13 protein-coding genes and 1 other annotated feature are annotated in these 12943 nt (G+C 40.7%); of the genes, 12 read left to right on the forward strand and 1 reads right to left on the reverse strand.

Annotated elements, in window-relative coordinates:
- Positions 1–465: 465 nt before the first annotated feature.
- Positions 466–1431, reverse strand: coding sequence for a TDT family transporter (locus OS139_RS09505; RefSeq protein ID WP_002291188.1), 966 nt, complete (start codon positions 1429–1431; stop codon positions 466–468).
- A gap of 233 nt (positions 1432–1664) precedes the next feature.
- On the opposite strand from OS139_RS09505, the gene OS139_RS09510 reads away from it, so the two are divergent.
- The 12 genes from OS139_RS09510 (at position 1665) to sufB (ending at position 12924) form a co-directional block, all read left to right on the forward strand.
- On the forward strand, positions 1665–2510 hold the full coding sequence (locus tag OS139_RS09510) for a LysR family transcriptional regulator (RefSeq protein WP_002291186.1): 846 nt from the start codon (positions 1665–1667) through the stop codon (positions 2508–2510).
- Between the two features lie 190 nt (positions 2511–2700).
- Positions 2701–3888: an FtsW/RodA/SpoVE family cell cycle protein gene (locus OS139_RS09515; protein WP_002291183.1), complete on the forward strand. Its 1188-nt coding sequence runs from the start codon at positions 2701–2703 to the stop codon at positions 3886–3888.
- A 5-nt stretch (positions 3889–3893) separates the two neighbouring features.
- Positions 3894–4250: an arsenate reductase family protein gene (locus tag OS139_RS09520; RefSeq protein ID WP_002306033.1), complete on the forward strand. Its 357-nt coding sequence runs from the start codon at positions 3894–3896 to the stop codon at positions 4248–4250.
- 1 nt (position 4251) lies between these two features.
- Positions 4252–4590, forward strand: coding sequence for a glycine cleavage system protein H (locus OS139_RS09525; protein WP_002291179.1), 339 nt, complete (start codon positions 4252–4254; stop codon positions 4588–4590).
- Positions 4591–4665: 75 nt separating this feature from the next.
- Positions 4666–4922: a binding site (T-box leader), on the forward strand.
- 62 nt (positions 4923–4984) lie between these two features.
- Entirely contained in the window at positions 4985–6019 is a 1035-nt protein-coding gene (locus tag OS139_RS09530; protein WP_002304234.1) for a methionine ABC transporter ATP-binding protein, read from the forward strand.
- Positions 6012–6698 (forward strand): methionine ABC transporter permease, encoded by a 687-nt coding sequence (locus OS139_RS09535; RefSeq protein WP_002287674.1) that lies wholly within the window; start codon positions 6012–6014, stop codon positions 6696–6698. Before OS139_RS09530 ends, OS139_RS09535 begins: the two co-directional genes overlap by 8 nt.
- A 23-nt stretch (positions 6699–6721) precedes the next feature.
- Complete coding sequence (locus tag OS139_RS09540) at positions 6722–7570, forward strand: MetQ/NlpA family ABC transporter substrate-binding protein (RefSeq protein ID WP_002287678.1); 849 nt, start codon at positions 6722–6724, stop codon at positions 7568–7570.
- A gap of 196 nt (positions 7571–7766) precedes the next feature.
- Positions 7767–8540, forward strand: a complete 774-nt coding sequence (gene sufC / locus OS139_RS09545; RefSeq protein WP_002306034.1) for a Fe-S cluster assembly ATPase SufC — start codon at positions 7767–7769, stop codon at positions 8538–8540.
- A gap of 12 nt (positions 8541–8552) precedes the next feature.
- Positions 8553–9839 carry a Fe-S cluster assembly protein SufD gene (gene sufD, locus OS139_RS09550; protein ID WP_002331648.1) on the forward strand — a complete coding sequence of 429 codons (1287 nt, stop codon included), beginning with the start codon at positions 8553–8555 and terminating at the stop codon, positions 9837–9839.
- On the forward strand, positions 9836–11071 hold the full coding sequence (locus OS139_RS09555) for a cysteine desulfurase (RefSeq protein WP_002331647.1): 1236 nt from the start codon (positions 9836–9838) through the stop codon (positions 11069–11071). Before sufD ends, OS139_RS09555 begins: the two co-directional genes overlap by 4 nt.
- The gene (gene sufU, locus OS139_RS09560; protein WP_002287684.1) at positions 11058–11528 is read left to right on the forward strand and encodes a Fe-S cluster assembly sulfur transfer protein SufU; all 471 of its coding nucleotides are present in this window, start codon (positions 11058–11060) and stop codon (positions 11526–11528) included. Before OS139_RS09555 ends, sufU begins: the two co-directional genes overlap by 14 nt.
- A 4-nt stretch (positions 11529–11532) precedes the next feature.
- Positions 11533–12924 carry a Fe-S cluster assembly protein SufB gene (sufB, locus tag OS139_RS09565; RefSeq protein ID WP_002287686.1) on the forward strand — a complete coding sequence of 464 codons (1392 nt, stop codon included), beginning with the start codon at positions 11533–11535 and terminating at the stop codon, positions 12922–12924.
- Positions 12925–12943 lie beyond the last annotated feature (19 nt).

The raw sequence follows: 12943 nt of genomic DNA on the forward strand, positions 1-12943 counted from the left end.
CATACTCGAACATAGTAGCACTAAACCAGTATTTTGACAAAAGAACAAGAGGGCGTGACAAAAGTCTTGTCACGACCTCTTGTTTCGAATAAATGGTGTTCAAAAGCCAGTTTCTCGGTATTAAGCCAAATTTATGCAAAAATGTGGAAAGCCATTTTCACAAAATTTTTCTTAATACTCGAAACTAAGCGGCTTTTTCACGACCTCTTGGTAAACGGTGTTCCAGAAGTAGCTTCTTCGGAAATAAGCCGAAATTTCACAAAAATTTGAGAAGCAATTTTCGTAAATTCCTTCTTATTTCTTGAAGCTGACCACTTCTTTTACGACCTCTTGGTAAACGGTGTTCAAAAGCTTGCATCTGCGGTAATAAGCCCAACCAGTACAAAAACATGAACAGCTGTTTTTGTTTGGCCGTTCTTATTACTTGATGCAGAACAGCTTTTTCACAACCTATTGAATCGATTATTAAGCGATTTTTTTAGAAACAAATTTTCCATGTTTGCTATGTTCTTTAATTAAGAAACGTACGTAATGAGCAAGAACGTAGAAGACAACTACACTTGCAAACAGACATTCCGCAACTTTTAAGAAATCCAATACGCTACTATAGATACCTAAACTGTTGAAGTAATGAACAGTAGTAAATATAGCTGTTGCAGAGATAACAAGCGGGAATGTAAAGGCTGCATAGCTTGGATAAAAACGAAGCTTGAACAAACGTGGAAGCATAGACAGCACAACGAAATACAATACTTGAGATAAAGCGAACAATGCTACGACAAGATAAAAATTAGGTTCAGCAAAGTTTTTAAGATAACCTGTTAGGCAAAGAGAACCAGGTGCTGCAACGATCGTAATCAGCGGACGTGTCGGATGAGCCATATTTCTTACGAAAAAGACACGTTTGATGATGATCGGCAATAAGAACGCATAGCAGATCAATGAAATCCAAAAGAAAATTTTTCCAATAAGTGGGAAGAAGTTCCCGGCAGTTACAGTGATGACCCCAAATCCAACATAAATGATAAACCAGCTTGGATAAATTGCTTCAATTGAAAGATCAGCTTTGATAACATGGTGATAATTGAAATAAAAGACAAGGATCACTTGGAAGATAACAGCGCACAGCCAAATGAATTTGACAATTGGTGCAATACTTTCATATGAAACAAAATAAGTACAAATAACCATGAGTGACATCGTAAAAGTTGGTGAAACGGAGGCGATGATTGGATCATGCAACGTTTGTTTCGTGTGTTCGAATAAGATAAACAATTTAACAAAAATGAATATCATAAGAATCATAGAGATACCGCCAGTTAGATTGCCTAAAGCAACATGGTGATAGTCTTTAAACAGATTTCCAAGGGAAGCTAACCCAAGGATCAACCCGCAGATCGGGATCGGAATAATTTTCAAAAAGTTCTTCATATATAATATTCTCCTTTTTATTTAATAGATTTTAGTACCAAGATGAACGAATACATTGTAAAATGAATAGGAATGTATGATTACGAGCAAGCAGACAGCTGATTGTCTTCATCTAAGTTACTAGTTGGATCAGCAACTGTTTTGTTGTACATTTCTATTATAGATGGTTTTTTGTATATTTAAATCAAATAGTTTTTATAGTAATTATCATAAAAAGTTATGGAAGTGGTGCCATGTTTAAGTTATTAACGACTTTTCGAGCAGTATATGAAACAAGAAATTTTTCCAGAGCAGCAGAAGTACTGTTTTTATCTCAACCAGCAGTCTCGAATCAAATCAAACAGTTGGAGCGGGAATTGAATATCGATCTTTTTCAACGTAACGGAAGAAAAGAGATGCTTCCAACTAAGCAAGCCGACTTATTATATGAACGGACACTGGTTTTGTTAGAAGAATGGGAAGAAACTCAGCAAAAATTGCTCAATGAACAAAATGAAGAAGAAGTATGTCGGATCGTTGCTTCCCACACCTTTGCTGTCTATCTTTTGCCTCAGTTGATGAAACATCTGATCAAAAGGTTTCCTAAAGTGCATTTTGAGATCGAAATCGCGAATTCTCATGAATCATTAGAACAAGTAGCGAAACATGAATCCGATTTTGGTTTTATCGAAAAGCCATTAGAGACTTCCGGCGTACAAAGATACTCTTTGATGGAAGACCAGCTAGTCATCGCTGGGGACCCAAAAAGCAAATTGTGGCTTGTAAGAGAAGCAAACTCTGGTGTTTTTCATTACACGCAGCGTTATTTTGAAGAGATGAATATCCAAGATAAGAAGATGATCGTGAAAAGTAACGATGTAATTGTTGCGTTGCTGAAGGAAGGAATCGGTCGCTCGATTTTGTCTAAGCGCTCTGTTCCAGAAAATGTGCCAATGACTCCGTTGAATTTCCATCGATATTTTTATTTCATCCAACGAACCAATCTGGTTTCTGATCAGCTGCTAGAGATTGCCGAAGAGATCCTTCGATACAATGAAAGCACAGAAACTTCTCACAGCGAGGAGAATCTCAGCTGGTAGATAATTGCATGTATCAAAAAAAGTTCTATGATACACTAAAGATAAGCAGTAGGCTTTTGTACTGCATTTGCTCAAGCAACTGCACAAACGGAAAGTTAATTTTTCCCAAATGTCTATGGAAAGACTTTCCATTATCTAACTGGACCGCTATAATAATCAGCAGTATGGTTTTTAAGAAAAGGGATGAAACATGGAAAAAAAATTAAAAGCTTCGAACGATAATCGTATTGATTATGGCGTGATTTTACCAGTCTTTCTGTTATGTTTGATTGGTCTGCTCTCATTATATGTAGCACTTAGCCATGATCCGAACAATCCAGCAGTCTTGAAAGGCGTAGGGATGCAAGTTGTGTGGTATTTAGTTGGAGCGGCAGCAATCGTTGTCATCATGCATTTGAATTCCAAATGGATCTGGAAACTGACTCCTTACCTTTATGGTTTGGGGTTAGTGGTAATGGGACTCTTGCTCAAATTCTATGATCAGAATTTAGCTGCTTCAACAGGGTCTAAAAACTGGTTTCGATTCGGTGCGTTTACTTTCCAGCCAGCAGAGTTGATGAAGATTGCGTACATCTTGATGATGGCACTGATCGTAACTAAACATAATACGCAAGTAAAAGAACGGACGATGAAATCGGACTTTTGGCTGATTGGGAAGCTCTTGATCGTGACAATACCGGTTTTAGCATTGATCATGGCCCAAGATGACTTTGGAACGATGCTTGTCTTTCTTGCGATCTTTGGCGGGATTTTCTTGATGTCTGGAATCTCTTGGCGCATCATCGCACCTGTAGTAATCTTGGCAGTAGTCGTTGGAGCAGGAACGATCTTCTTGGTTACGACTGAAGGCGGAAGAGACTTGCTTTACAAAGTTGGCTTCAAATCTTATCAGTTTGCACGTATTGATTCATGGCTGGACCCTTTCCATGATACGTCAGGAATGAGTTATCAGCCGGCCCAAGGACTTTTGGCAATTGGTACCGGTGGCTTGTTTGGTAAAGGATTCAACGTAAGCAATATTTATGTGCCTGTTCGTGAGTCCGATATGATTTTTACCGTTATCGGTGAAAACTTCGGCTTTATCGGTGGTGCATTCGTCATTTTCTTGTATTTTATTTTAATCTATCGTATGATTCGGGTGTGTTTCGATACGAATAATGAATTTTACGCCTATATCGCAAGCGGTTTGATCATGATGCTGCTGTTCCATGTCTTTGAGAATATTGGAGCAAATATCGGATTACTTCCTTTAACAGGGATCCCATTGCCTTTCATTAGCCAAGGAGGATCTTCGATTTTAGGGAACATGATCGGTATCGGGTTGATATTATCGATGAGATACCAAAATGAAGCACCTGCAAGATCTTCAAGGAGGTAAGAAAATTGTACACCTTTTACTGGTACCCGAAATGTTCAACATGCAAAAAAGCCAAAGCGTGGTTAGACCAGCATGGCGTTAGTTATCAAACTGTTGATATGATCAAAGAAGTACCGAAGGCCTCAACGATTGAGACTTGGCTAGAAACGAGTCAAGTACCAATCCGTCGCCTGTTCAACACAAGCGGGATGAAATATCGGGAACTTGGACTGAAAGATCAAGTAGGCGAGTTTACGACTTCAAAAGCAAGCCAAGTCTTATCGACAGATGGTATGCTGATCAAGCGGCCACTGATCTTACGAGAGGACCAGCTTGTTGCAATTGGATTCAATGAAAAAATTTATGAAGGAGAACTGATATAAAATGGCAGGCAAGCATTTGAAGAAAAAGGACAACCTTTGGATCTTATTTAATGGAAAAGAATACTGTGTTGGTTTGACAAATGAAGCGCAAGAAGAACTTGGAGACATCACGTTTGCCAATCTGCCAAAAGCAGGACAATCGCTAAAAAAAGATGAACCTCTGATCGAAGTTGAAGCGGAAAAAGCGGTCAATGAATTTGCCAGCCCGCTAACGGGTACAGTTTCTTCTGTTAATGATAAAATCGGTGAAGATATCAATATCTTGAATGATTCAGATGAAATGAATGCGTGGATCTTAAGTTTCAAAGATGTTGATCCAAAAGAATTTGACGAATTATAAAATCAGAAAATCACTTGAAAAAAGTTGACACTGATTCTTCCAGTTGCTATAATCATAAGCAATCCTATATGAAACGAGAAAGCTTTGAAAAGAAGAGTACATGTCACGGACGTTTGAAGAGAGCCCTGTTTGCTGAAAATGGGTAACGAAAATGAGATGGAAGATGGTCTTAGAGCAGAGTAAGCGAGCGTAAGCAAACTTACTACGGGAGTGCCCGTTACAGCGCGACAGTATACGGAAAGAAGCTAAGTCCAAGTACTGGAAGAGGCTGTTATTGCGAAGTAACGGTAAATCAAGGTGGTAACACGGAAGTTCAAGCTTTCGTCCTTTTGCTTAAGGCAAGAGGGCGAAGGCTTTTTTGTTTGAAAAATCATAAGAGAAAGATGTGAATGGCATGTCATTAATCCAACTAACGAATGTCAAAAAGACATTCAATGGGAAAAACGGAAACATCCAAGCCGTCAATGACGTTTCACTAAACGTTGAAAAAGGGGATATTTATGGAATCGTCGGCTATTCTGGCGCAGGAAAAAGTACATTAGTCCGTCTCCTGAATGGACTTGAGCTTCCCACGAGCGGCGAAGTGATCGTAAACGATCAAGATATTACAAAATTAAAAAACAAAGAATTACGTACATTCCGAAAGAAAATCGGTATGATCTTCCAGCATTTCAACCTGTTATGGTCAAGAACTGTACTTGAAAATATCCAGCTGCCGCTGGAATTAGCTGGCGTACCAAAGAGCAAACGTAAAGAACGGGCAGAAGAACTGTTGCGTTTAGTCGGGTTAGAAGGACGCGGACAAGCATATCCTTCACAACTTTCCGGCGGACAGAAACAACGCGTCGGTATCGCACGAGCATTGGCAAATGATCCTGAGATCCTGCTTTGTGATGAGGCTACTAGCGCATTGGACCCGCAAACAACAGAAGAAGTATTAGACTTATTGTTAGCGATCAATAAGAAATTGAATTTGACCATCGTCTTGATCACACATGAAATGAATGTGATCCGCAAAATCTGCAACAAAGTCGCTGTGATGGAGTTGGGGAAAGTCGTAGAAGAAGGAGACGTATTGACTGTCTTCAGACAACCGAAAAAAGAAGTAACCAAACGCTTTGTACAACAAGACATCGAACCAGAAGCTGATTCGACAGAACTATTAGCTGAACTCATCAAAGAAAATCCAAGCGGCCGTTTGGCAACTTTGACCTTTAGCGAAAGAAATGCCAACGAGCCAGTCATTTCCCAAGCGATTCGACGCTATAACATCGATGTCAACGTTGTGTATGGAAAGATCAAACAAGTGAAAGAAGGTTCCTTTGGTTCATTGACTGTCTTGATGACTGGTGAAACCAAAGAATTAGATCAAGCAGAAGTGTTCATCAAAGAACAAGGAGTAGGAATTGAGGTGATCCATCGTGGATAAAAGCTTTTCAGAAACATATCTAGATTTTAAACAAATCAACCCGGAAACGATGAATCAGGCTATCCTTGATACACTATATATGACATTAATCTCAATGGTCTTAGTGACGATCATCGGATTAGTTTTGGGATTGATCCTTTACTCTATTGGACGCAAAAACAAACCGTATGCTCGAATCATTTATGGAATCGTATCGATCATCAGTAATATTTTCCGGTCAACGCCATTTATGATCCTGATGGTTTTGATCATTCCATTTACTAAAGCAATCGTAGGCACTATGCTAGGTGCGCAAGCAGCCATTCCAGCTCTTGTTTTATCCGCAGCACCATTTTATGCCCGTCTAGTAGAGATTGCTTTTCGTGAAGTCAGCCCTGGTGTACTGGAAGCAGCAGATGCAATGGGAGCAAGTTACTGGGAAATCATCTGGAAGGTCTTGATACCTGAAAGTATTCCCGCATTGATTTCTGGATTAACAGTTACAACGATCTCGATGATCGGATTTACTGCGATGGCCGGCGCGATCGGCGCAGGTGGACTTGGAGGTCTTGCTTGGCAGGAAGGCTACCAGCGTGGTAATCTAACAGTGACATTCGTTGCGACTTTAATTATTTTACTAATCGTATTTATCGTTCAAGGAATCGGTGATTTCTTAACTAAGAAAACAGACAAAAGATAATAGGATATAGGGGGATGTAGGATATGAAAAAGAAAATTTTTGGATTTGCAGCAGCGCTTTTGCTGACTGTAGGATTAGCAGCATGCGGTAACAACAGCGACAGCAAAGATTCAGCAAATAAAGCAGACGACACGACATTGAAAGTCGGCGCTTCACCGACACCGCACGCAGAGATTTTGGAACATGTGAAACCATTATTGAAAGATGAAGGAATCGATCTTGAAATCGTCAAATTCGATGACTATGTATTACCGAACCAATCTTTGGAAGAAGGCGACATTGATGCCAATTACTTCCAGCATATTCCTTATTTGAACAAAGAAATCAAAGAAAAAGGATATGACTTTGTCAATGCCGGTGCTGTCCACATCGAACCAATGGGCTTGTACTCTAAAAAAGTCAAAGATGTTTCCGAATTAAAAGATGGTGCAACAATCATTACTTCAAATTCTGAATCAGACTGGGGACGCATCATCACAATTCTACAAGATGCTGGCTTAGTCAAAGTCAAAGATGGAGTAGATCTGGAAACAGCAACATTCGATGATATTGAAGAAAACCCTAAGAACTTGAAGTTCAACCATACGATCGACCCATCACTTTTAGCTTCTACGTACCAAAATGATGAAGGTGACCTAGTTGCAATCAACGCAAACTTCGCTTACGGCGCAGGGTTGAATCCATTAGAAGATGCCGTATTGCTTGAAAAGGACAACTCTCCTTACGTGAATATTATTGCGACTCGTAAAGGTGATGAAGACAGTGACAAAATCAAAAAACTGATTGAAGTGCTTCACCGCAAAGAAGTCCAAGAATGGATCACAGACAAATGGGGCGGCTCTGTTAAACCAGTAAAGGCTGATGCAAAATAAGGTATGGAACAAAAAAGATGAGAAATAAGTCTGTAATGGCTTATTTCTCATCTTTTTTATACCTATTCTAATTTAGAAATCAAAATTGTTTAATAATAAATAAAAGATATTTGATTTTAGTAAGGAAGGTCATTGCGCTTCATTCTCAATTAGTCTAAAATGAGTGAGAACGAAAGAGAATTTGGGGGTATAATGCATGTCTGTCTTAGAAATAAAAAATCTACATGTGTCGATCGAGGAAAAAGAAATCCTTAAAGGCGTAAACCTAACAATGAAAACCGGAGAAATCCATGCCATCATGGGACCTAACGGCACAGGAAAATCTACCTTATCTGCCGCTATCATGGGCAATCCAAACTATGAAGTAACAGAAGGCGAAATTTTGTTTGACGGGAAAAATGTTTTAGACTTGGAAGTAGATGAACGTGCGCGACTTGGCTTATTTTTAGCTATGCAATATCCAAGTGAGATACCAGGTATCACGAATGCGGAATTCATGCGTGCAGCGATCAATGCGAAACGTGATGAAAACGACAAAATTTCTGTTATGGCATTTTTGAAAAAGTTAGATGAAAAAATGGCTTTACTAAATATGCCAGAAGAAATGGCTGAACGTTATCTGAACGAAGGTTTTTCTGGCGGAGAAAAGAAACGGAATGAGATCCTGCAATTGTTGATGTTAGAACCAACATTTGCAATTTTAGACGAAATCGATTCAGGTCTGGATATCGATGCTTTGAAAGTCGTTGCTAAAGGAGTAAATGAAATGCGCGGAGACAATTTCGGTGCATTGATCATCACCCACTATCAACGATTATTGAACTATATCACACCTGATGTCGTTCACATCATGATGGAAGGCCGAATAGTCATGACAGGGAATGCTGACCTAGCTAAACGTCTGGAAGCAGAAGGCTACGCTGGTATCAGTAAAGAATTAGGAATCGACTATAAAGAAGAAGAAGCGTAAGGGGGAGCAAGAATGAAAGAAAAAAACTGGCTCGATTATCTTGACGCGGTAAATGATTTTTCTTTAAGTAAAGGCGAACCTGATTGGATGAGAACCTTCCGTCAAGACGCACTAACGAAAGCAGATGAACTGCCATTGCCGCATATCGATCGGGTGAAATTCCATCGCTGGTCGTTATTCGATGTGAAAGAAACACAAACCATCAGTGAAACAGGCACGATTCCGGCATTTGATGCAATGAAAGATAATCCTGTGCTTGTCCAACAAGGTTCATGGACGATTTTTGAACAACTGCCTGTGGAATTAGCAGAAAAAGGAGTCATTTTTACCGACTTGTTCACTGCAATGATCGAATATCCAGAACTAGTCCAAGAATATTATATGAAAAAAGCAGTAAACATGAACGAAGACCAATTGACTGCACTCCATGTAGCTTTTATGAACAGCGGTATTTTCCTGTATGTGCCTAAAAATGTCGTGATCGATGAACCACTCGAGTCCTTATTCATTCAAGATGGCGCATCCGATGATCACTTCTTCAAGCATGTGTTGATCGTGGCAGATGAACATAGTGAATTTTCTTATCTGGAACGTTTCCAGACAACCAAAGAACAAGTAGCAAAATCATCAGGTAATATCATCGTGGAAGTCATCGCTAAAGCTGGTTCAAAAATCAAATATTCAGCCGTAGATCAATTAGGAGAAAATATTACTTCTTATATGAATCGCCGTGGGCACATTTTACGAGATGCTTCTGTCGACTGGGCAATTGGTGTCATGAATGACGGTCATGTGATCGCTGACTTTGACTCAGATTTAGCAGGAGAAGGTGCACACGCAGAAGTCAAAATCGTGGCAATCAGCTCGGGCAGACAAATCCAAGGAATCGATACGCGAGTAACCAATAAAGCCCCTCATACGATCGGGCATATTTTGCAACACGGAGTGATCCGAGAAAAAGGAACATTGACCTTTAATGGTATCGGCCACATCTTGAAAGGGGCAAAAGGTGCAGATGCCCAACAAGAAAGTCGTGTCTTGATGCTTTCTGATAAAGCACGTGGTGATGCGAATCCTATTCTTTTGATCGATGAAAACGAAGTAACTGCTGGACATGCTGCCAGTGTAGGACGAGTTGATCCAGAAGAAATGTACTATCTGATGAGTAGAGGATTGCATAAAGAAGAAGCAGAGCGCTTAGTGATTCGAGGATTCCTCGGTTCTGTCTTAACAGCAATCCCTGTAGAACAAGTTCGGAAAGAATTAGTCGAAGTAATTGAAGGGAAGTTGAATGGATGATCGATGCTAAAAAGCTACGCAATGATTTTCCTATCTTATTTCAAGACGTCAATGATGAACCTTTAGTTTATCTGGATAATGCAGCGACGACCCAAAAGCCAAAACAAGTACTCCAGGCATTAGCGCACTATTACGAACACGATAACGCCAATGTTCATCGCGGTGTCCATACGTTAGCAGAACGCGCGACCCATGATTATGAACAAGCAAGAGAAAAAGTACGGGCGTTCATCCATGCAAAAGAAACAGCAGAAGTGCTGTTTACTCGTGGTACGACGACAAGCTTGAATTGGGTAGCCAGAAGCTTCGGCGACCGCTATATCAAAGCAGGAGACGAGATAGTGCTCTCTTACATGGAACATCATTCTAATGTTATCCCGTGGCAGCAGTTGGCAAAACGAACAGGTGCTGTCTTGAAATATATCGAACTAACAGAAGAAGGCTTCCTGGATATGGAGGATGCAGCGAAAAAGATTACGGACAAAACCAAAATCGTCTCCATTGCTCATGTATCCAATGTCTTAGGTGTCATCAATCCTGTTCAAGAATTAGCTGAACTTGTCCATGAAAACGGCGGGGTCATCGTAGTAGATGGTGCTCAATCTGTCCCGCACATGGCCATTGATGTCCAAGCACTAGACTGTGATTTCTTTGCTTTCAGCGGACACAAAATGTGCGGACCAACAGGTATTGGTGTTTTATATGGTAAACGAAAATGGTTAGAAGAAATGGAACCTGTTGAATTTGGTGGCGAAATGATCGATTTTGTCGAATTATACGACAGTACATGGAAAGAACTACCTTGGAAATTCGAAGCAGGGACACCAAATATCGCCGGCGCTATCGCATTAGGCCATGCAATCGATTATTTGCAAAAACTCGGTATGGACAATATCCATCGATATGAAGAAGAACTAGCCGCTTATGTGTTGCCAAAATTACAAGCAATTGATGGATTGACTGTTTATGGTCCACAAGACCCGAATTTTCGGACAGGAGTCGTTGCATTCAATTTGGATGGGTTACATCCCCATGATGTCGCGACAGCTTTAGACATGGAAGGGGTAGCCGTCAGAGCAGGTCATCATTGTGCGCAACCGCTATTGAAGTACCTTGAAGTATCAGCGACTGCTCGCGCGAGCTTTTATTTCTACAACACAACGCAAGACGCCGACCGTTTAGTTGAAGCAATCATGGCAACAAAGGAGTTTTTCCAGCATGGGACTATCTAAATTAGACAATTTATACCGTCAAGTGATCTTGGATCATTCTTCCCATCCGCATCATCGTGGAAGCTTGACTGACTCGACAAGTAAGATCGAATTGAACAACCCCACATGTGGAGATGTGATCGAATTGCAAGTCGATGTAAAAGACGGAATCATCAAAAATATCGCCTTTGACGGCAGTGGCTGCTCCATCAGTACGGCAAGTGCCTCGATGATGACAGACGCCGTCATCGGAAAATCAATAGAAGAAGCAGAACATTTAACTGTAGACTTTCTACAGCTTGTCCAAGGAAAAGAAGTCAAAGATCCCGACCAATTAGGCGATGCTGCTATGCTTGGTGGTGTAGCTAAATTTCCAGCTCGGATCAAATGTGCGACACTTGCCTGGAAAGCACTAGGAAAAGCAATGGAAAACGATGGTACCGCAGCTTTCCATCATTACCACAAGGAAGAGGAGTGAGAACATGGGCGTACCAGAATTAGAAGAATATAAATTCGGGTTTCACGATGATGTCGAACCGGTTTTCAGTACAGGAGAAGGCTTGACAGAAGAAGTGATCCGTGAGATGTCAAGAATCAAAGGCGAACCAGAATGGATGCTTGAATTCCGTCTGAAATCTCTAGAAACATTTAACAAAATGCCAATGCAAACATGGGGCCCCGACCTTTCAGACATCGATTTCGATGCCATCAAATATTACCAAAAACCAAGTGACAAACCCGCTCGTGACTGGGAAGACGTACCAGAAAAAATCAAAGATACATTTGAAAAGATTGGTATCCCAGAAGCAGAACGAGCTTATCTAGCCGGTGCTTCCGCACAATATGAATCAGAAGTCGTGTACCATAATATGAAAGATGAATTCGAAAAGTTAGGAATCGTCTTTACTGACACTGACTCTGCTTTGAAAGAATACCCTGAATTGTTCAAAGAGTACTTTTCAAAACTTGTACCGCCAACTGACAACAAATTAGCAGCGCTGAATTCAGCCGTATGGTCAGGTGGCACCTTTATTTACGTGCCAAAAGGTGTCAAAGTCGATGTTCCATTACAAACTTACTTCCGGATCAATGCGGAAAACACGGGGCAATTCGAACGTACGCTGATCATCGTTGACGAAGGAGCAAGCATCCACTATGTCGAAGGTTGTACGGCACCTACTTATTCAAGTAACAGCCTGCATGCCGCCATCGTAGAAATCTTTACAAGAAAAGATGCGTATTGCCGTTACACAACGATCCAAAACTGGTCAGACAATGTGTACAACTTAGTAACCAAACGAGCAAAAGCATACGAAGGCGCAACCGTTGAATGGATTGACGGAAACCTAGGTGCAAAAACAACGATGAAATACCCAAGTGTTTACTTAGATGGAAAAGGCGCACGAGGCACCATGCTCTCCATCGCCTTTGCAGGAGCAAACCAAATCCAAGATACGGGTGCAAAAATGATCCATAATGCACCAAATACATCTAGCTCTATCGTCTCTAAATCAATCTCAAAAGACGGCGGCGAAGTAAACTATCGAGGACAAGTAACCTTCGCCAAAAACAGTGCGGGTTCGATCTCTCATATCGAATGTGACACAATCATCATGGACGAATGGTCGAAATCCGATACGATCCCATTTAATGAGATCCACAACAGCCAAGTCTCTTTAGAACACGAAGCCAAAGTCTCAAAAATCTCAGAAGAACAACTCTATTATCTGATGAGCCGAGGCCTGACCGAATCTGAAGCAACTGAAATGATCGTCATGGGCTTTGTTGAACCATTCACCAAAGAACTTCCAATGGAATATGCAGTCGAACTCAACCGATTGATCAGTTATGAGATGGAAGGGTCTGTTGGATAATAACTATTTCATTGCTCGA

It is taken from the genome of Enterococcus sp. E4-223, from assembly GCF_035727065.1.
Classification (GTDB): domain Bacteria; phylum Bacillota; class Bacilli; order Lactobacillales; family Enterococcaceae; genus Enterococcus_B; species Enterococcus_B faecium.